The sequence below is a fragment of the Sphingomonas yabuuchiae genome, assembly GCF_014199595.1.
Taxonomy (GTDB): Bacteria; Pseudomonadota; Alphaproteobacteria; order Sphingomonadales; family Sphingomonadaceae; genus Sphingomonas; species Sphingomonas yabuuchiae.
The window spans coordinates 64,818-83,808 of sequence record NZ_JACHNX010000006.1 but is presented as its reverse complement, the minus strand read 5'-3'; the positions used below and the strand labels follow the sequence as shown (position 1 = coordinate 83,808).

Below are 18,991 nucleotides of genomic sequence, written 5' to 3'. Positions count from 1 at the left end.
GGGGCGCAAAGGAGTTTTGAGGTTTGTCGACCGATACTGCCCTGCCCGAACTGACCCCGACCACGGCGCTGAGCGTCGAGACGGTTCAGAGCGTCCATCACTGGAACGAGCATCTCTTCTCCTTCTCGGTGTCGCGCCCCGACAGCTTCCGTTTCCGTTCGGGCGAGTTCGTGATGATCGGCTTGCAGGGCGACAACGGCAAGCCGCTGCTCCGCGCCTATTCGGTCGCCAGCCCATCCTATGACGAGAAGCTGGATTTCCTGTCGATCAAGGTCGAGGACGGCCCGCTGACCAGCAAGCTGCAAAAGGTGCAGCCGGGCGACAACATCTATCTGGGCCGCAAGCCGACCGGCACGCTCGTCGCCGACGCGCTGCTGCCCGGCAAGCGGCTGTTCATGCTGTCGACCGGCACCGGCCTGGCGCCGTTCCTATCGGTGGCGCGAGACCCGGACATCTATGACATGTTCGACGAGGTCATCATCGTCCACTCGGTGCGCCGGGTCAGCGATCTGGCCTTCCATGACGAGCTGGCGGGCAAGCTGGCCGAGGATCCGCTGGTCGGCGACGTCGCGCAGGAGAAGTTCCACTATATCCCGACCGTCACGCGCGAACCGTTCCACACGACCGGCCGCATCGACGCGCTGATCGAGGATGGGCGCCTGTTCGCCGGGCTGCCCAGCGCGCATGGCTTCAACCCGGAAACCGACCGGATCATGATGTGCGGCAGCATGGAGATGATCAAGTCGCTGGGCGCCAAGTTCGAGGAAATGGGCTTCCCCGAAGGCTCCAACGCGCAGCCGGGCGCCTATGTGATCGAAAAGGCGTTCGCTGGGTAAATCCCGCCGCTTCTGTTCCCCGGCGAAAGCCGGGGCCCAGTTTCCGAAAGGCTGAAAGCGCGCGGAACATGGCGGGGGAGGCAAAGGCGAGTCGATCGCCAATGCCTCCCCCGCGTTGTTTGGCGCGCCACGGACTGCGCCGAAGCTGGGCCCCGGCCTTCGCCGGGGTCGACATCGTTTTATCTGGTTTTTCAGTCAGCGACATTTGTCATCGCGGGCGGCACATTTGTGCGACATTTGCGTCCTAACGCCCAAGCCTTGGACAAGGGAAAAGGGACGGACATGCGGCTTTGGGCGGGTTTGATGCTGGCGAGTGCGATGCCGGCGATCGCACAGGCGCAGGTCTCGACCGAGCCCGCCCCGCAGGCCCCGGCCCCTTCGACGGCTTCCACCCCCGCCGTCCCCGCGACCGCGACACCGCAAGCGCAGACGGCCAGCCTGCCCCGTACCCAGGCACAGCCCGAGGCCGAGGAGGAAGGCGAGGAGGCCGAACCCGACGTCGTCGTCACCGCGCGGCGCGAACCGGGCAAGGTGATCGGCGACATCCCGCCCGACCAGCAGCTCAGCCCTGCCGATATCCGCTCCTATGGCGTGTCGAGCGTCTCCGACCTGCTCACCGAACTCGCGCCGCAGACGACCAGCGGGCGTGGCGGATCGCCGGTGATCCTGCTCAACGGTCGCCGTATCGCGGGCTTCCAGGAGATCCGCGACCTCCCGACCGAGGCGATCCAGCGCGTCGATATCTTCCCCGAGGAAGTCGCGCTGAAATACGGCTATCGCGCCGACCAGAAGGTGGTGAACTTCGTCCTGCGCCCGCGCTTCCGCTCGCTGGCGGCCGAGGCGGTGGGCAAGGTGCCGACCGAGGGCGGCTCGGCGACGGGGCAGGGCAAGCTCGACTGGCTGCAGATCCGCCGCGACAAGCGGCTGAGCATCCATACCGATTATTCCGAAACCTCGCGCCTGACCGAGGCGGAGCGCGGCATCGTCGCACCCGCCTCGAATGCGTCGCTGGGCGGCAACATCGTCACCGCCGACCCTGGCCTCGCCGCGCTGACCGGCACGAGCCCCAGCGTGGTGGGCGTGCCCGGCGGGCTGACCGCCGCGCCGTCGCTGGCGCAGCTCGCGGGCAGCCCGGCGACCGGCACCGACGTCACCCCCTATCGCACGCTGCAATCGGCGCAGCGGCAATGGGACGCCAACATCGTCTATTCGCGCAACATCTTCGACAAGGTGTCCGCCTCGTTCAATGCCGAGGTGCAGACGACGCAGAGCAACAGCTGGAACGGTCTGCCCTCGGCCAATCTGGTGCTGCCTGCGGGCAATCCCTATTCGCCGTTCGGGACGACCGCGACGGTCAGCCGGTTGACCAATGCCTATGGCCCGCTGGTCCAGAACAATACCGGGCTGACCGCGCATCTGGGCACGGTGTTCAACGGCGATCTGGGCCGGTGGCGCTGGTCGGTGACGGGTGCCTATGACCGAGCCGAGAGCCGGGTGGCCACCGATACCGGACTGGACGTGGCGGGATTGCAGGCCAGGCTGAACGCGGGCGATCCGACCGCCAATCCTTACGGACCGCTCGACGGGCTGGGTCTGGCGGCGCGCAATTTCGCGCGGTCGACCTCTTCGTCGGGGCAGGTCGATGCGCTGCTCAACGGCCGGGTCTTCGCGCTGCCCGCGGGCGATGTGCAGGCCAGCGTGAAGGTCGGCGGGCAGACCAGCGATTTCTCCAGCAGCTCGACCCGGTTCGGCATTCCACAATCGGGTGACGTGTCGCGCGACATCGTCAACGGCCAGGCCAATCTGGACCTGCCGATCGCCAATCGTAACCGCCAGATCCTGAGCGCGATCGGCGACCTGTCGCTGAACCTGAATGTCGGGGCGGATCACCTGTCGGACTTCGGCACGCTGACCACGGTCGGCTATGGCGCCAACTGGTCGCCGCTGGAGGGCGTGCGCGTCATCGCCTCCTGGACCGATCAGGAGGATGCCCCGACCGCGCAGCAGCTCGGCAACCCGTCGATCACCACGCCCAATGTCCGCCTGTTCGACTATGTGCGCGGCACGACCGCGACGATCACGGCGGTGACGGGCGGCAATCCGAATCTGGTCGCGGACAATCGCCATGTCATGAAGCTCGGTCTGACGCTGAAGCCCTGGCGCGACCGCGACATCAACCTGACTGCCAATTATTACCGGATCGACACCGACGATCCGATCGCGTCCTTCCCGACGCCGACAGCCGCGATCGAGGCGGCGTTCCCCGACCGTTTCACGCGCGATGCCGCGGGCAACCTGCTGCGCGTCGATTCGCGCCCGATCAACTTTGCGAATACCGAGCGGTCGCAGCTGCGCTGGGGCTTCAACGTCTCCAGGCCGATCAAGTCGAAGATCCAGAAGGAGCTGGAGGCGTTCCGTGCCGGTACCGGCCCCAATCCCTTTGCCGGGCTGAACTTTCCCGGCCGTCGTGGCGACGGCGAAGGTCCGCGTCGCGAGGGGCAGGGCGGTCCCGATAGCCCGGGTGCGAATGGGCCTGGCGGTCCGGGTGGTCCCGGCGCGGGCGGACCCGGTGGCGGCCCGGGCGGCGGTGGTTTCCGGGGCGGCGGCTTTGGTGGCGGACGCGGCGGTGGCGGCGGGCGCGTGCAGTTCGCGCTCTATCACACCTGGACCTTTGCCGACCGGGTGACGGTGGCAGAGGGTGGCCCGGTCCTCGATCTGCTGCGCGGTGATGCGATCGGGTCGAGCGGCGGCACCTCGCGGCATCAGCTGGAAGCGCAGGCGGGCTATTCCAACAACGGCATCGGCGTGCGCCTGTCGGGCAATTGGCAGAGCGCGACGCGGGTCAATGGCGGCACCCCCGCCAATCCGCAGGCGCTCGATTTCGGCAGCCTGGCAACGGTCGACCTGCGCCTGTTCGCCGATCTGGGCCAGCGGCTGGACCTGTTAAAGGCGCATCCCTGGCTGCGCGGGACGCGGGTCAGCCTGTCCTTCGACAATCTGTTCAACCAGCGGCAGCGCGTGACCGATGCCAATGGTACCGTGCCGATCGGCTATCAGCCGGGCTATCTCGATCCGCTCGGCCGAACCGTCCGATTGTCGATCCGCAAGCTGTTCTTCTGAAAGCTCAGGCCCTTTGTCGGGAAAAGCACATCCGAAACGGGATCAAATTGGGATCGCTAGCGCAAGATTTTGGTTAACCTAGACTAATTTCGCTGGCATCCCGCCCCCTTAGGAATTGCGGCGCTGCTACGGAAACGGAATAAATCCGATGAAGTGATGTCGGCCGGCGTCGATAGCGGGGGGTACATGGATCGGGGCGGAGAGGTCATGAGTGACCGCTATCACGGGCAGGTCGACGATCTGGGGGATGCGATCGACGATCGCCTTCGCCGGATTCGGGACGAACTCGCCGCCGTGGAATCGATGGTCCGTCAGGATCATGAAAAGCGGATCAGTTCGGCTGATATCGGTTCGATCCTGCGCGCCGCGCGGGAGGGGATCGGGGGATTCTTCAACCCGGACCTGTTCGCCGATCCGGCCTTCGACATGCTGCTATTCGTCTTCCTGGAGGAAGAAGCGGGACGCAGCGTGGAAACCAGCGCCTGTTACCGCGCGTCGGGGGTGCCGCGCACCACGGCGGTCCGCTGGATCAACATGCTGGTATCGATGGGAATGTTCCACAGCACGCCGCATCCGACCGATCGTCGGCTGGCGTTGCTGAGCCTGAGCGAGGGGACGCGCGCCTCGGTCGGGCAATGGCTGGAGGGTCTGCGCCCACTGGTCGAGCGGATCGCGATGCGCCCGGCGATGGCCGCCAAACCGGTCGCCTGACGGATAAGAGCGTGGGCCGGGGCGGCGGTGTCAGGCCGCCTTGGCCATCCGCGTGCGCAGCCGGTCGGCCAGCGTCTCCAGCGTCACCCCGTCGATCCGCGCCGCGACCGGTGCGTCGGACCGCAGTATGTCGGCGATCGCCAGCTGCGACTGGGTGATCCGGTCGACCGCCTGGATGCTGACCATATGGCGGCGCAGCGTGTCGGGATCGCTGCCCAGTTCATAGGCCAGGTCGGCGAGCGAACGGGTCAGTTCGACCAGTTCGTCCGCCAGCGCCCGGGCAAGGGCCGGTTCCATGGCCCCCTCCGTCATTTGCTGCACAGTTTCACGATGTTGGCGAAGATCGCATCGCCCGCCACCGGCTGCGACACTGCGCCCTTGTTCAGCGTGAAGTCGGTGCCGTTGCGGCCGATGGCATAGGCGCCCCCCGCCAGCATCGCGCGCAGACCCGCCGAGCCGTCCTCGTCGTCCAGCGCCAGCAGCACGCCCAGGCCGTTGCCGCCCGCCGCCTTGGCGACCGAGGCGAAGAGCAGCGAGATGGACGGCCGCTCGCCCGCCACCGGCTCGCGGGCCAGCAGGCGCAATGTGCCGTTCGGCCAGGTATCGACGACCATATGCGTATCGCCCTGCGGCGCGAAATAGATGGTGCCCTGTTCCACCTTCATCCCGTCGGTCGCCTCGACGACCTTGGGGGCGATCTGCTCGCGCAGTTGCTCGATCATCGGGGTCAGCAGGCCCGGCGACATCTGCTGCACGACCAGGGTCGGCGGGCAGTTGGCGGGGAAGTTCTGGAACAGGTCGAACAGCGCCTGGGTATTGGCGGCATCCGCACCGATCGCCAGCAGGCGGCCGTTCCAATTGATGTCCGCGACCGGGCCCTTGCGGCTCTTGGCGGCCTTGCCGCGCTTCAGATCGGCATTGCGCGCCGACTTGATGCGCTTGCCCAGCTTGCCGATGATCGCGTCCAGTTCGGCCTGCACCGCGACCTTGGGCTTGGGGAAACAGTCGATCGCGCCGAGGCGCAGCGCCTCGACCGATTCCGCGGCGCCGGCAGCGGTCCGGGTCGAGAACATGATGACCGGCATCGGCCGCTCCTCCATGATCTCGGCCAGATATTCCAGGCCGCTCATGCCGGGCATCTCGACGTCCAGCGTCATGACCTCGGGGCGATACTGGTCGACCATCTTGCGCGCTTCGGCCGCACCGTCGGCGGCCCCCACCACCTGCACGCCCTTGATGCGTTCAAGTGCGCCCGAGATGAGGACCCGCATCGTCAGCGAGTCGTCCACGACCAGAACCTTAACGTCCGCCATTACTCAATACCTTCCAACGGAAACGCCGTTACGTCTTGAAAAACATGCGATTACGCGGCTTCGGCCGTCAATGTCACGCTATCGGTCAGGCGATCAAGCGCCAGGATCAGGATCAGCCGCTGTTCGATCGTGGCCAGCCCTTCCAGATAATGCGCCGCCGTCGCGTCGCCCATGTCGGGCAGCGGCTGCATCGCCTCGGGCGGGATGGTCACGATGTCGTTCACCGCATCGACGATCAGGCCCTGAAGCTGCTCGCCGATCCGCACCACGATGATGACATGGCGCGCGCTGGGATCGGTCACGCCCCAGCCCAGCCGGTGGCGCAGGTCGAGCACCGGCAGGACCACGCCGCGCAGATTCACCACGCCGCGCACATGGGCAGGGACGTTGGGCAGCGGGGTCGCGGGCGACCAGGCGCGGATCTCGCGGATGGCCATGATGTCGACGCCCAGAATCTGGTCGCCGAGCTGGAACGTGATGAGCTGACGCGACATGGTCGGGTTCCTCAGGAAAAGGGGATCAGTGCAGCACGCGACGGATGGCCGCGGCGAGCTTTTCGGGATTGAACGGCTTGACGATCCAGCCGGTGGCGCCCGCCTCGCGCGCACGCGCCTTCTTCTCGTCCGAGCTTTCGGTGGTCAGCACCAGGATGGGCAGGTTGCGGTGGCCGGGCTGGCGGCGCAGCGCCTCGATCAGGCCGAAACCATCCATGCGGGGCATGTTGATGTCGGTGATGACCAGGTCGGGCGCGGTGTCGGCCGTCACCGCGTCCAGCGTGTCGAGCGCATGGACGCCGTCCTCGGCCTCGAGCACCCGATATCCCATATCGGTGAGCGCGGCGCGCAGAAGCATTCTCATGCTGGGCGAATCGTCCACGGTCATGATGAGTTGGGACACGAACTGGCCTTTCCGGTGAGGATCGAGAGACATTAGAAGAATTCCACATCGCCGGTCGCGGCGGGTGGGGGTGGCGGAACGGGTCGCGCGGCGCGCGGCGGCGGCATGGCCGTGTCGGTCACGTGGCGGCACCGGGCCAGGCCAAGGGCCGGGCGGAACTCGACGCGGCGGGCGCTGACGCCGCCGACATCCTCACCGACCAGCGCGATCCGCTCGTCCGCCAGGAAGCGGCGGGCGAATTGCGCATTGGCGGTGCCGATGTCGCGAAAGCCGTCGCGCATCATCGCACCACCGAACAGCCTGGCCTTCAGGCTGTGCCGCTGTGCGCCGAGCGCCATCATCGCGTTGATCAGAACTTCCATCGCATACACACCATAGCGCTGCATGGATTTAGGATCGGTTTCCGCGACGCCCGGTTCTGCGAGCAAAAAGTGATTCAATCCGCCGATTCCGGCGATCGGATCGTACAGGCACGCCGAAATGCAGCTGCCGAGCACGGTCGTCAGCACCACGTCCTTGTCCTGGCTGACTCGCGTCTCGCCCTGGATGACGTTGATTCGGCGAAGCCCGTCGCGGTTCGCCAGCCGGGTCAGCGGGGAAGGCTGGGGCGGCGGGGCGAAGGGCGGCGGCTGATGGGGCATGGCCTGGATCACGCCCGGCACCGGTCGATCAGTGCGGGCGCGATCCGGGTCAGCGTCAGCTGCCTGGTCACCGCGCCGATATCCTGGGCGACGCCGGGCATGCCATAGACGACGCAGCTGTCGCGATCCTGGCCGATGGTCATGCATCCCTTGCCGCGCATGGCGAGCAGGCCGTCGGCCCCGTCCCGGCCCATGCCGGTCAGGATGGCGCCCACCGCCTTGGCCCCGACCGTCTTGGCGACGCTGTGGAACAGTCGGTCGACCGAGGGACGATGGCCGCTGACCGGATCGTCGGGGATCAGGCGCGCGCGATACTGGCCGTCGACGCCGCCCACCTCCATGTGATGCGTGCCGCCGGGCGCCAGATAGACATGGCCCGCCACCAGCGGCTGGCCATGACGCGCCTCGGTCACGGTCGGCTTGGACAGCCGGTCGAGCCGGGCGGCGAAGCTGGTCGTGAAGGTGGCGGGCATATGCTGGCAGATGACGGTCGGCGGGCAGTTGGCCGGAAAGCCGCTCAGCACCTGGATCAGCGCCTCGACGCCGCCGGTCGACGCGCCGATCGCGATCAGCGAGCCGGGGATCGGCTTGAAATCGGCCATCGGCGTGGGCGCGGCGGGCGCCATGTCGCGCACGCGAATCCGGCGGCTGCTGGCGGCGGCCTTCACGCTTTCGGCGATGCGCGGGTCGATGCAGTTGGTCGCGGGCTTGGCGCAGCATTCGACCGCGCCCAGCTCCAGCGCGCGGATCGTGGTGTCCGCACCCGCCTGGGTCAGGGTGGAGAGCATGACGACCGGCATCGGACGCAGCCGCATCACACGCTCGAGGAAGTCGAGGCCGTTCATGTCGGGCATCTCGACGTCCAGCGTGATGACATCGGGATCGAGCGCCTTGATCATCTCACGTGCCTGGTGCGGGCCGTTGGCGGCGCCGACCACTTCGATATCGGGGTCGCGACTCAGCATGCCCGCGATCAGCGCTCGCATGGTGGGGGAATCGTCGACAATCAGGGTACGTACGGCCATCAGGATACTTTCTGGAAAGCGGTGCGACCGATGCAGTGAAAGCGCGCCGATACTTCCGGCGGGATGCGCTCGGCATGACCAATATAAAGGGTGCCGCCGTCGACCAGCTGGTCGGCAAAGCGGGCGAGCAATTGGGCTTTGGTCGGGTCGTCGAAGTAGATCATGACGTTGCGGCAGAAGATCACATCGAAGGGCCGCCGCATTGGCCAGTTGCGAAGCAGGTTGAGTTCACGAAACGCAATCGGGTTGCGCAGCGCGGGGAGCAGTTCGTCCGTATCGCCGACGCGGCGACACCAGGTCGATCGCATCGCGGCGGGCATGGCGCGGGTGGTGTCCAGCGGATAGCGGCCCGCGCGTGCGGTCGCGATCACGCTGGGCGACAGGTCGGTCGCCAGCACGCGGAAATCCTGGGTCGCCAGCTTCTCGGCGGCGCGGACATCCTGGCCCGCGATCGTCATCATCAGCGAATAGGGTTCCTCGCCGCTGGAACAGGCGGCGGACCAGACCCGCACTCGCCCGCCGCTCGCCAGACGCTGCGAGAAGCCGGGCCAGAGCTGGTCGCGGAAATGTTCGAAATGATGATTTTCGCGGAAGAAGGAGGTGTGGTTGGTGGTCAGCGAGTCGACCGCTCGCGCCCGCTCGGCCGGATCGCTGGCGATCAGCGCGAGATAATCGGGGAAGTTGCTCAGCCCACAGGCGCGCAGGCGCCGGGCCAGCCGCCCATAGATCAGCTTCGCCTTGCTCTCGGGCAGCAGGATGCCCGATTCGGCGTAGATGATGTCGGCGATCGCGCGGTGGTCGGACGCCGAAAAAGCGAACTCCATCTCCCGCTGCGGTTCGCGCGACGCCAGGGCGGCGAGTGCGTTCACGCGGCCATGTCCTCGAGGAAGGCGCTCGGCCCGCGCCCGTCGCGGCGCCAGCGGCCGATCAGCGCATCGACATCGAGAATGAGCGCGACCCGGCCGTCGCCCAGGATGGTCGCACCGGCCAGACCGTGAATGGCGCGGTAGTTCGCCTCCAGGCTCTTCACGACCACCTGACGCTGGTCCTGGATCGAGTCGACCATCAGCACCGCCTGACCCTGGTCGCTTTCGACCACGATCAGCACCGCGTTTTCGGGCTTGGCGATCGCGCCGGTCACGCCCAGTTGCTCGCCGACGCGGTGGACGGGGACATAGGTGCCGCGCACATCGAGCAGCGGCGACTGGCCGCCCACGACATGCACCTCGTCGATGCCCGGACGCAGGCTCTCGACGATATGGGTCAGCGGGATGACGAAGGTCTGGTCGCCGACGGTGACGATCATGCCGTCGAGCACGGCGAGCGTCAGCGGCAGGCTGAGCGAGAAGCTCGACCCCTTGCCCAGTTCGGACTGGATGCCGATGCGGCCGCCCAGCGCCTGGATGTTCTTGCGCACCACGTCCATGCCGACGCCGCGGCCCGAAATGTTCGAGACGACGGCGGCGGTCGAGAAACCGGGGGCGAAGATCAGATTGTCGATCTCCTCCTCGGACAGCTGCGCATCGGGGGCGATGATGCCGCGCTCGATCGCCTTGGCCTTGACGCGCGCGCGGTCGATGCCGCGTCCGTCATCGGCCACCGTGATGACGATCCGGCCCGACTGGTGCGCGGCCGACAGGGTGACGACGCCCTCGCCGTCCTTACCCGCCGCCTTGCGATCGGCGGGGGTTTCCAGGCCATGGTCGACGGCATTGCGGATCAGATGGGTCAGCGGCTCGCCGATGCGCTCGACCACGGTCTTGTCGACCTCGGTCATCTCGCCCTCGACTTCCAGGCGGACACGCTTGCCGGTCTCGACCTCCAGTTCGCGGATGATGCGCGGCACGCGGCTGAAGACGGTCTTCATCGGCTGCGCACGGATCGCCATGGTCGAATCCTGAAGCTCGCGCGTCAGGTGGTCGAGGTCGGACAGCTCGGGGATCGAGCCCATCTCGTTTTCCGACAGGCGCTGTGCCAGCATCGCCTGGGTAATGACCAGCTCGCCGACCAGGTTGACCAACCGATCCAGCTTGTCGAGGTCGACCCGGATCGTCTGGGCGGCGGCGGCGGCGACACGCGGGCTGCTCGCCGCCTCGACCACCGACACGACCGGTGCGGGCGGAGCAGCCGGAGCGGGGGCGGGGGGCGCCGCCGGAGCAGGCGCGGCGATGACGGGCGCGGGCGTCGGTGCGGCGACCGGCGGCGCCACGGGCGCAGGGGCCGCGACCGGCAACGGGATCACATCGGCCATCGGCTCGGCAATGGCCGGTTCGACCACGATCTCGGGCTCGGCGAAGGCCATTGCGGGATCGGCGCGGGTGACGGTCAGACGGCATTGCGGATCGGCAAAATCGAAGACCGCGCGGATATCGTCCTCGTCCAGCATACCCGGCAGCGCCATGGTCACGCCGATATAGGCACGCTCGGCATCCAGCCCGTCGAGCTGCGGCAGCTCGGACAGGTCGGCCGCCAGCGTGCGGCCGCCCATGCGCGACAATTCGCGCAGCGCCAGCATCGGCTCGGCACCATGGTCGAAGGCACGCGGGCCGGGATACACCGAGACGATCCACTCGGCCGGGCCGGCGGGTTCGGCGGCGGGGGCCGGGTCCTCGAGCATCGCGAACAGCGCGTCGAAATCGTCCAGCGCGGCGGCGGCGACATCGGAGGTCGGGGCGGCGAAAGCGATATCGGCGACGGGTTCCGGCTCGGCGACGGCAGCCGCTGCGCCACCGATCTCGCCCTGGGCGGCGGCGGCCAGCCGGTCGAGCATCGCCTGGTCGGCGGGCATGCCGCCCTCGCCGCGTGCGGCGGCGACATGGTCGGCCAGCGTATCGAACGCCGCGACGATCAGGTCGATCAGCGGTTCGCTCAGCGGCAGCGTGCCGTTGCGAATCAGGTCCAGCAGGGTTTCGTAATGGTGCGAGAAATGCTGGAGCCGCTCATGTCCGAAGGCGCCCGCCCCGCCCTTGATCGAGTGGACCGACCGGAAGACCGTGTTGATCGTCTCGTCATCGTGGCGGTCACGCTTCAGGTCGGCAAAGGCGGTTTCGAGCGCGCCGAGACCTTCTTCGCATTCCTGGAAGAAAATCTGCTGAATCTCGTCGAGGTTCATCGGTCAGGCCTTTCAGGCGGCGGCGACGAGGCTGTCGAGCCCCGCCAGCGCGATCATCGAAGCCAGCGGCTCGGATGGGCTGTTCAGTTCGAAATCGGTCGGGATCGACGCTGCCATCGCCTGGGCGCTGGCCAGCACCTGGAGGCAGGCCTGGCCCGCCTGCGCCACCTGCGATCCGTCGAGCGTGATCGGGTCGCCCGATGCGATCAGGTCGAGCAGCGCCTGACGCAGCGGAACGGCGGCGGCGGTGTCAAGCACGGGGGCAAGGGACAGAGCGGTCACGGCGAGACTCCAGTCGCGGGTTTCGGGGGGCAGCATGGCGCGAAGGTCGTTAAGAAAGCGTGGGTTAACCGAATTTTACGCTTTGCCCCCGGCCGGGCCGCCTGCGCATGCCGGGGGCGAGCCGATCAGAATTCGGTCCAGTCGTCGTCGCTGACCGCCAGCGCGGCATTGCCCATCGATGCGGGCGGGGCCTGAATCGGCGCCGGAGCGGCGGTCGGACGCCCGCCTTGCGCAATCCGGCGGCTGGCGGCGGCCACGCGCTGCTGCAGCTGATGGACCGGCTGGACGGGGGCGGGGAAATGGCCGGGCTGGTTCTCGATGCGGAAGCGCGAGATCTCGCGTGCCAGGCCATCGGCCTCGACCGCCAGCGAGCGTGCGGCGGCGGTGGCCTGTTCGACCATCGCGGCGTTCTGCTGAGTCACGCCGTCCATCGCGGATACGGCGGTGTTGACCTCCTGCAGCCCGATCGCCTGCTTCTCGGCCGAGCTGGCGATGTTCTCGACCAGCGTGCTGATCTCGGCGATCTGGCCGATGATTCGCTCCAGCGCCTTGCCGGTTTCGCTGACCAGGCTGACGCCCGATTCGACCTGTTCGGAGCTGGCGAGGATTCGCGATTTCACATCCTTGGCGGCGTCGGCCGAACGCTGGGCCAGCGCCCGGACCTCGGAGGCGACGACCGCGAAGCCCTTGCCCGCGTCACCGGCACGCGCCGCCTCGACGCCCGCGTTGAGGGCAAGCAGATTGGTCTGGAAGGCGATGCCGTCGATGACGCTGATGATCTCGGAAATTTCGCTCGACGTGCGTTCGATCCCGGCCATGGCATCGACCGCGCGGCGGACGATCTCCCCCGATTGCTGCGCCTCGATCCGCGCATCGGCGACGGCGCGGTTGGCGCGATTGGCGCCCTCGGCGGTCTGGCGGACGGTCGAGGTGATCTCGTCCATCGCGGCGGCGGTTTCCTCCAGGCTGGCGGCCTGCTGCTCGGTGCGCTGCGACAGGTCGTCCGAGGCCTGGCGGATGTCGCTGGCCCCCGAATTGATGCCGTGCGTGGCGGCCGTGACGGCGCTCATGGCGCGGCCCATCGATTCCATCGCGCGGTTGAAGTCGACGCGCAGCTTGTCATATTCGGACGGGAAGGGGGTGAGGATGGTCTCGGTCAGGTTGCCGTCCGCCAGTTCGCCCAGGCCCTTGCCGAGCTCGTTGACGACGATCTTCTGCGCCTCGCCCGCCTTCTTCACCTCGGCGGCATTGCGACGGAAGACGTGCATCGCACGGGCCATCCGGCCGACACAGTCCCCATAGTCGTCATAGAGGATTTCGCGATGGACGTCGCCCGCAGCCAGCTGCTCCATGGTCACGACGCTGCTGACATAGGGGTCGCAGATCAGCTTGCGCGCGACCCGCATCGCAATCAGGGACACGACCAGCGCCATGGTGGCGAAGGCGACCGGCAGCGACAGCGAAAAGCCGCCTTGGGCAAGGATCGTCGCCATCAGTCCGACCGCGGCGAGCGTTCCGTAAAGACCGGTCAACACGTCGAATTTGAGACGAATCGGTGCCGTCTTGGCAAACCAGGACAACATAGCGGCGTAACCTCCAAAAACCTTTGAGCGAGCAGATGCACTCGCCGGGCGCAGCGGAGGGGTCAGACGGTCACCAAGGCCTCCGGCGTGTGACCATAATGGGCAGAAACGGTAAACATCCCGTTTCAGCTGCGTCACGACGCCGGAAGAACTTCGATGGATTATTGATTCACATTAAGATTCTCGGTCATGCCGGTTGCCGACAATATCTCGATCCAATAGCCATCGGGGTCGGTGATGAATGCGATGTCCTTCATCTTGCCGTCCTGGGGCCGCTTCTTGAACGTCACGCCCAGGGACTCGAACCGTTCGCAGGCGGCGGTGACATCGTCGACGCTGATCCCGATATGACCAAAGCCGCGCGGATCGCTGTTGCCGTCGTGATAGCCCTTGAAGTCGGGGTCCGACTCGGTACCCCAATTATGGGTGAGCTCGAGCGTCGTCTCCCGGTTGAAGATAAACCGGGCGCGCTCGGCGGGGTCCTCCGGGATGGTCTCGCCTTCGCCCAGATAGGCGAGGAAATAGAGCGAGAAGCGCATTTCCTCGAAGTCCAGCTTCTGGAGCAGGGTCATGCCCAGCACGTCCTGGTAGAAGGCGAGCGATGGCTTGGGATCGCGGATGCGCAGCATCGTCTGGTTGAGCGCGAAGCTCTCGGTTCCGGCGGGGCGGGTCGTCATCATGGGGTCCTTGGATAACGGCAAGGCCCTCCGCCGCTGGGGACGAAGGGCCTCGGAGTGCGCGAAGCGGGACCGCTCAGGCGAGCGTCAGGCCGACATCCACATTGTTACGGGTCGCGTTGGAATAGGGGCAGACCTCATGCGCGGCATGCATCAGCTTCTCGCCCTCGGCACGGTCGACGCCGGGCAGGTTCACGAGCAGGTCGACGGTGATGCCATAGCCGCCTTCCTCACGTGGGCCGAAGCCGACCTCGGCGGTGACGGTCGCATCCTGCGGGACCTTCACGCCTTCCTTGCCCGACACTGCCTTCATCGCGCCCAGGAAACAGGCCGAATAGCCCGCCGCGAACAGCTTTTCCGGGTTGGCACCGTCGCCGCCGGGGCCGCCCATTTCCTTCGGCACGACCAGCTTGACGTCGACCGAGCCGTCTTCCGACCGCGCCGCGCCGTCGCGACCGCCGGTCGCCGTCGCCTTGGTCTTGTAGATCACATTCACGCCCATGTTGCTCTCCTGTGGGTCATCGGGTCCAGAATCGGTTCGATGGCGTCAGCGCGTCAAGGCCCGGTGCGTTCCATCGCGACCCGATTAGCGCGCCGTCGCCTGAATGGCACCCGCCGACCAGCCGCCGCCCATCGCCTGATACAAGGTGATATAGGCGGTGAGCTGATTGGCCTGCGCTTCGGCCAGTGCCAGTTCGGCGTTCAGCAGACCGCGCTGCGCATCCAGTTGTTCGAGATAGGAGGAATAGCCTGCGCGGTAGCGGTTGGAGGCGATGCGAAGCGCATCCGCCTGCGCCGCGCGCTGCCCGGCCAGCGCCACCGCCTGTTCGCCCGAGCGGCGGACCGAGGCGAGGCTGTCGTCCACCTCGCGAAACGCGGTCAGCGTGGTGCGGCGATAGGCAAAGGCGGCCTGGTCCCGCCGTGCCGCGCTGGCATCGGCCTGCGCCCGCAAGCGCCCGGCGTCGAAGATCGGGGCCAGCACGCTGCCGCCGATCGAGAAGATGGTGATCGGATTCTTGAGCGCGCTGGACAGCACCACGCCCGCCGAACCGGTCAGCCCCAGGCTGGGCAGCATCGCCGCGCGCGCACTGTCGAGCGAGCGGTCGGCGGCGACCAGCGCCTGTTCGGCCTGGAACAGGTCGGGGCGACGGCGCAGCAGGTCGGACGGCAGGCCATCCGGGATCGCGGGGCGGACCAGCCGATCGATCGGCAGCCCGCGCGGGATCGCGCCGGGCGCGCCGCCGATCAGGACGCTCAGGGCATTCTCCTGCCGCGTGACGGCCAACCGGGCGGCGGCGACCAGCTGCTCGGTCGCGCGATACTCGCCCTCCGCCTGTCGCAGTTCCAGGTTGGAGGTATAGCCCGTCGTCGCCCGCCGCCGCGCGATGCGCAGCGCATCCGCGCGGGCCGCCAGCGTTTCCTCGGCGATGTGCAGCCGGTGGTCGAGCGCGCGCAACGTAACGTACCCGCTCGCCACCCCGGCGGCGAGCGCCAGGCGCACGGTGTCCCGCGCCGCCTCGGTTGCCAGCAACTGCGCGCGGGCGGCGGCACGGGCGTTGCGCAGCCGCCCGAACAGGTCGAAATCATAGCTCGCCTGGACCAGAGGCTGCGACCCGAACTGGTCGAGCCCGGTGCCGAAGGCGGTGACGGTGCGCCCCTCGGTCAGCGGCAGGCCGGCCGTGACGTTCGGCGACAGCTGCGCGCGGGCCAGCCGCTCCTGGGCGCGCGCCTCCTCGATCCGTGCCGCCGCGCTGCCCAGATCGGGGCTGTCGGCCAGCGCGCGGGTGACGAGCGCGGTCAGTTGCGGATCGCCGAACGCCTGCCACCAATCGGCCGCGATCGGGCTGCCCGGCCCAAGCGTGGTGCGCCAGGCGGGCGGCGGCACCACGGCGCTGGCCGCCGGGGCGGCGGGACGCGGCCCGATACACCCGGCGAGCAGCAGCGCGGCGGCGATGGGGAGAGCGGCGTGCCTCATCGCACCTGCGGCCCGCCCGCCGTGTCGACGCTCGCCTGCACCGACATGCCGGGGCGCAGGCGCGCGGCCAGGGGCTGGCCCGGATCGACGCGGATCCGCACCGCGATACGCTGCGGCACCTTGGTGAAGTTGCCGGTGGCGTTGTCGGACTTCAGCACCGCGAATTCGGACCCGGCGGCGGGCGATATCCGCTCGACATGGCCCTTCAGGCGGGCATTGCTCAGGCCGTCGACGGTGAAGCTGGCGGGCTGTCCCACCGCCATGCGCGCGGTCTGCGCTTCCTTGAAATTGGCGATGACCCAGGTTTCGGGCGGCACCAGGAACATCAGCTGCGAGCCCGCCGTGACATATTGCCCCAGCCGCACGCCGACTTCGGACAGGCGGCCATCCTCGGGCGCGCGGACGACGGTGTTGGCGAGGTCGATCTGCGCCAGCCGCCGTGCGGCCTCCGCGCCCGACACGCCCGCCTGCTGCCCGCCGCGTCCGACCTGGACGGTGCGCACATCCTGCTGGGCGATCTCCCGCGCCGCCTTGGCCTGACGCAGTTGCGCCTGGGCCTGGCGGAGCGCGGCAAGCGTCTGATCGCGTTCGCGCAAGGACACCGAGCCGTCGGTGACCAGGTCGTTGACCCGCGCCATGTCCGCCTGGGCGCGCATCAGCTGCGCCTCGGCATTGGCGACGGCGGCGTCCTGGGCGGCGAGACTGGCGGTGCGCGACGCCTGGGCCTGGCGGCTGTTGGCGAGCGTGGCGGCCTGCGCCTCCACCTGTGCGGTCGCCTGATCGACGCGCTGGCGATAGATGCGGTCGTCGATCCGCACCAGCGGCTGCCCGGCGCGTACCGTCTCGAAATCCTTGACCAGCACGGCGGTGACGTAACCGCTGACCTGCGGTGCGATCACCGTCGTCCGGCCGCGGACATAGGCGTTGTCGGTCGACTGGCGATCGCTGGAAAAGGGCGGCAGCCGCCACGCCGCCAGTACCGCCGCGATACCGCCGATGACCAGGAGCGCGATCAGCGCGCGCGACCGCCACCCGCCCGATGGCGGACGCCAGCCCGACGATGGAGCAGGTGGCGGCACCGGCGTCGGAGGGGGCGGGGGCACCCCCGCTTCGGCGGCGGCTTGCTCGGTCATCGGGGTGGGGGAGACGGGCGATCGTGTGTCGGTCATGACTGCACCTTGGCCGCCGCACGGGCGCGGCGCGCACGCCGCCAGGTCAGCAGCGCGAGGAAAAGGGTAACGGCCGCCGCCAGTGCGGCGACCAGTCGGAAGACGTCGTTATAGGCGCGGATATTCGCCTCACGCGTGGCGGCCTGTGACAGGAGCGCGGCACCCTCCGCCCGGGCCAGCGTCGGATCGCCGACCACGCCCGACACCCGCGCGCCGCCCGCCGCGATACGCTGCGTCACCTGCGGGTCGGTGGGATCGATATTCTGGACGATGGCGGCGCTGTGCGCCTTTTCGCGGACCACCTGATAGGTGCCGAGCAGGGCGGTGCCGCCCAGACTGCCGACCGAATTGAGCATCCCGAACAGCGCGATGAAGCTGATAACATGTCCGGCCCCCTGTTGCAGCGCGCGGGTCATGCCGAACAATAGCGACGGGCCGAGGAAGAAGGTGGTCGAAAAGGCGATCACCGCCTGGGTCGCGTACAGCTCGGGCGCACGGGTCAGGTTGGTCGAGAAGCTATCGGCATAGGCGGCGATGGCGACCAGTCCGATCGCATACATGATCGGGTGGGTCAGCTTGGTCGGGTTCAGCGTCACCGCGCTCATGACGACACCCGCGACCGAGGCGATGAAGGCGATGGTGAACAGCGTGCCGAACTGGTCGTTATTCTGACCCAGCGCGGTCAACAGGCCGACCGCGCCGAAATTCTGCTCGGAAAACACGATGCGCGCCATCAGCGTGACGATGGCGAAGCGCACGATGTCGATCGACCCCAGCCAGCGCGTGTTGAGCAGCGGATTGGCCCGGTGATGCTCGATCCACAGGGCGAGCGCCAGCAGCGGGATGGCGATGACCAGCGCCCATCCGATCCACGCGGCCTGCGTCCACCAGACCAGCCGCCCCTGGCCGAGCACGGCGCAGAACAGCCCGATGGCGGGCGCGTAAAGCACGAAGGTCAGGAAATCGAGCGGTTCGAACGCCTTGAGCTTCTGCGTCGGCGGCAGGCGCAGCGCGATGATCGAGGCCAGGCTGATCGCCGCCAGCCCGAACTCGAACAGATACAGCGTGCGCCACTGCGACATGGCGAGCAGCTCTGGCGAGAAGAGCCGGGCGAGCGGCGTCGCGCATTGCGGCACGCCGATGCCCAGCACGATCGCCTTCAGCCGCCATTTCGCCGGAAGCGCCTGCATCATGTAATAGAGGCCCAGCGACGACAGCGCCGCCGCCGCCATGCCGCTGGCCCCGCGCACCGCGATGGCGGTGGCGAAATCGCGCACGAACAGATGGGCAAAGGCCAGGATCGTATAAAGGCCGGAGAACAGCAGCGCGAACGGGCGAAGGCCGAATTGCTGGCGGAACTTGATCAACAGCAGGTTGATCGACGCGTTGGTCATCACATAGGCGATGGGCAGCCATGCGATTTCGGTCGGGTCGAGCCCCAGTGCGCCCTGGAGCTGGATGGTATTCACCTGGACCAGCGCGTTGCCCAGCCCGCCGGTCAGGCCGATCAGGACCGCGATCACGCCATATGCGATGCGCCGCCGGTTGGGATGATCGAAATTGCCGGGCGAGCCGGGAATGGTCGGCCGCTCATGGGGAGCGAAGGACCATTCCTCCTCGCTCCAGAATTGCCGAAACCGCGATGCCATC

The 18,991-nt window shown here is 67.8% G+C and carries 18 protein-coding genes; 3 read left to right on the top strand and 15 right to left on the bottom strand.

The genetic code is table 11. From position 1 onward, the window contains the following. Nucleotides 1-23 precede the first annotated feature (23 nt). From GGQ89_RS09450 to GGQ89_RS09440, 3 genes are all read left to right on the top strand, one after another. Complete coding sequence (locus GGQ89_RS09450; protein ID WP_056435650.1) at nucleotides 24-836, top strand: ferredoxin--NADP reductase; 813 nt, start codon at nucleotides 24-26, stop codon at nucleotides 834-836. Nucleotides 837-1,118: 282 nt separating this feature from the next. Next, nucleotides 1,119-3,956, top strand: coding sequence for a TonB-dependent receptor domain-containing protein (locus tag GGQ89_RS09445; RefSeq protein ID WP_184105579.1), 2,838 nt, complete (start codon nucleotides 1,119-1,121; stop codon nucleotides 3,954-3,956). Nucleotides 3,957-4,163: 207 nt separating this feature from the next. After that, entirely contained in the window at nucleotides 4,164-4,667 is a 504-nt protein-coding gene (locus tag GGQ89_RS09440; protein ID WP_156884142.1) for a helix-turn-helix domain-containing protein, read from the top strand. Nucleotides 4,668-4,697: 30 nt separating this feature from the next. On the opposite strand, the gene GGQ89_RS09435 is transcribed toward GGQ89_RS09440, so the two are convergent. The 15 genes from GGQ89_RS09435 to GGQ89_RS09365 form a co-directional block, all read right to left on the bottom strand. Then, nucleotides 4,698-4,964: a hypothetical protein gene (locus GGQ89_RS09435; protein WP_236697066.1), complete on the bottom strand. Its 267-nt coding sequence runs from the start codon at nucleotides 4,962-4,964 to the stop codon at nucleotides 4,698-4,700. A gap of 11 nt (nucleotides 4,965-4,975) precedes the next feature. After that, complete coding sequence (locus GGQ89_RS09430) at nucleotides 4,976-5,980, bottom strand: chemotaxis protein CheB (RefSeq protein ID WP_056435638.1); 1,005 nt, start codon at nucleotides 5,978-5,980, stop codon at nucleotides 4,976-4,978. A gap of 50 nt (nucleotides 5,981-6,030) precedes the next feature. Continuing rightward, a complete protein-coding gene (locus GGQ89_RS09425) occupies nucleotides 6,031-6,474 on the bottom strand; it encodes a chemotaxis protein CheW (protein WP_042485432.1) in 444 nt (147 codons plus the stop codon). A gap of 25 nt (nucleotides 6,475-6,499) precedes the next feature. Then, nucleotides 6,500-6,877 carry a response regulator gene (locus GGQ89_RS09420; protein ID WP_076717716.1) on the bottom strand — a complete coding sequence of 126 codons (378 nt, stop codon included), beginning with the start codon at nucleotides 6,875-6,877 and terminating at the stop codon, nucleotides 6,500-6,502. A 32-nt stretch (nucleotides 6,878-6,909) separates the two neighbouring features. Next, entirely contained in the window at nucleotides 6,910-7,518 is a 609-nt protein-coding gene (locus GGQ89_RS09415; protein ID WP_237243461.1) for a chemotaxis protein CheD, read from the bottom strand. Between the two features lie 8 nt (nucleotides 7,519-7,526). Further along, nucleotides 7,527-8,543 carry a protein-glutamate methylesterase/protein-glutamine glutaminase gene (locus tag GGQ89_RS09410; protein WP_042485438.1) on the bottom strand — a complete coding sequence of 339 codons (1,017 nt, stop codon included), beginning with the start codon at nucleotides 8,541-8,543 and terminating at the stop codon, nucleotides 7,527-7,529. Beyond that, a complete protein-coding gene (locus GGQ89_RS09405; protein ID WP_172839597.1) occupies nucleotides 8,543-9,412 on the bottom strand; it encodes a CheR family methyltransferase in 870 nt (289 codons plus the stop codon). Before GGQ89_RS09405 ends, GGQ89_RS09410 begins: the two co-directional genes overlap by 1 nt. Continuing rightward, complete coding sequence (locus GGQ89_RS09400; RefSeq protein WP_184105578.1) at nucleotides 9,409-11,655, bottom strand: chemotaxis protein CheA; 2,247 nt, start codon at nucleotides 11,653-11,655, stop codon at nucleotides 9,409-9,411. The genes GGQ89_RS09405 and GGQ89_RS09400 overlap by 4 nt, the downstream gene beginning before the upstream one ends. A gap of 12 nt (nucleotides 11,656-11,667) precedes the next feature. After that, nucleotides 11,668-11,973: an STAS domain-containing protein gene (locus GGQ89_RS09395; RefSeq protein WP_056435631.1), complete on the bottom strand. Its 306-nt coding sequence runs from the start codon at nucleotides 11,971-11,973 to the stop codon at nucleotides 11,668-11,670. Between the two features lie 89 nt (nucleotides 11,974-12,062). After that, nucleotides 12,063-13,520: a methyl-accepting chemotaxis protein gene (locus GGQ89_RS09390; RefSeq protein ID WP_184105577.1), complete on the bottom strand. Its 1,458-nt coding sequence runs from the start codon at nucleotides 13,518-13,520 to the stop codon at nucleotides 12,063-12,065. 161 nt (nucleotides 13,521-13,681) lie between these two features. Then, a complete protein-coding gene (gloA, locus tag GGQ89_RS09385) occupies nucleotides 13,682-14,197 on the bottom strand; it encodes a lactoylglutathione lyase (RefSeq protein WP_206362721.1) in 516 nt (171 codons plus the stop codon). A 76-nt stretch (nucleotides 14,198-14,273) separates the two neighbouring features. Then, on the bottom strand, nucleotides 14,274-14,699 hold the full coding sequence (locus GGQ89_RS09380; RefSeq protein WP_184105575.1) for an organic hydroperoxide resistance protein: 426 nt from the start codon (nucleotides 14,697-14,699) through the stop codon (nucleotides 14,274-14,276). 84 nt (nucleotides 14,700-14,783) lie between these two features. Further along, nucleotides 14,784-16,172, bottom strand: coding sequence for an efflux transporter outer membrane subunit (locus GGQ89_RS09375; RefSeq protein WP_184105574.1), 1,389 nt, complete (start codon nucleotides 16,170-16,172; stop codon nucleotides 14,784-14,786). Then, nucleotides 16,169-17,341, bottom strand: coding sequence for an HlyD family secretion protein (locus tag GGQ89_RS09370; RefSeq protein ID WP_056435617.1), 1,173 nt, complete (start codon nucleotides 17,339-17,341; stop codon nucleotides 16,169-16,171). Before GGQ89_RS09370 ends, GGQ89_RS09375 begins: the two co-directional genes overlap by 4 nt. Next, nucleotides 17,338-18,990, bottom strand: coding sequence for an MFS transporter (locus tag GGQ89_RS09365; protein ID WP_056435614.1), 1,653 nt, complete (start codon nucleotides 18,988-18,990; stop codon nucleotides 17,338-17,340). Before GGQ89_RS09365 ends, GGQ89_RS09370 begins: the two co-directional genes overlap by 4 nt. Nucleotide 18,991 lies beyond the last annotated feature (1 nt).

Coding starts and splice junctions, on each gene's coding strand:
- GGQ89_RS09445 (WP_184105579.1), top strand. CDS start 1,119: ATGCGGCTTTGGGCGGGTTTGATGCTGGCGAGTGCGATGCCGGCGATC.
- GGQ89_RS09440 (WP_156884142.1), top strand. CDS start 4,164: ATGAGTGACCGCTATCACGGGCAGGTCGACGATCTGGGGGATGCGATC.
- GGQ89_RS09435 (WP_236697066.1), bottom strand. CDS start 4,964: ATGGAACCGGCCCTTGCCCGGGCGCTGGCGGACGAACTGGTCGAACTG.
- GGQ89_RS09430 (WP_056435638.1), bottom strand. CDS start 5,980: ATGGCGGACGTTAAGGTTCTGGTCGTGGACGACTCGCTGACGATGCGG.
- GGQ89_RS09425 (WP_042485432.1), bottom strand. CDS start 6,474: ATGTCGCGTCAGCTCATCACGTTCCAGCTCGGCGACCAGATTCTGGGC.
- GGQ89_RS09415 (WP_237243461.1), bottom strand. CDS start 7,518: ATGCCCCATCAGCCGCCGCCCTTCGCCCCGCCGCCCCAGCCTTCCCCG.
- GGQ89_RS09410 (WP_042485438.1), bottom strand. CDS start 8,543: ATGGCCGTACGTACCCTGATTGTCGACGATTCCCCCACCATGCGAGCG.
- GGQ89_RS09400 (WP_184105578.1), bottom strand. CDS start 11,655: ATGAACCTCGACGAGATTCAGCAGATTTTCTTCCAGGAATGCGAAGAA.
- GGQ89_RS09395 (WP_056435631.1), bottom strand. CDS start 11,973: ATGCTGCCCCCCGAAACCCGCGACTGGAGTCTCGCCGTGACCGCTCTG.
- GGQ89_RS09390 (WP_184105577.1), bottom strand. CDS start 13,520: ATGTTGTCCTGGTTTGCCAAGACGGCACCGATTCGTCTCAAATTCGAC.
- gloA (WP_206362721.1), bottom strand. CDS start 14,197: ATGACGACCCGCCCCGCCGGAACCGAGAGCTTCGCGCTCAACCAGACG.
- GGQ89_RS09380 (WP_184105575.1), bottom strand. CDS start 14,699: ATGGGCGTGAATGTGATCTACAAGACCAAGGCGACGGCGACCGGCGGT.
- GGQ89_RS09375 (WP_184105574.1), bottom strand. CDS start 16,172: ATGAGGCACGCCGCTCTCCCCATCGCCGCCGCGCTGCTGCTCGCCGGG.
- GGQ89_RS09370 (WP_056435617.1), bottom strand. CDS start 17,341: ATGACCGACACACGATCGCCCGTCTCCCCCACCCCGATGACCGAGCAA.
- GGQ89_RS09365 (WP_056435614.1), bottom strand. CDS start 18,990: ATGGCATCGCGGTTTCGGCAATTCTGGAGCGAGGAGGAATGGTCCTTC.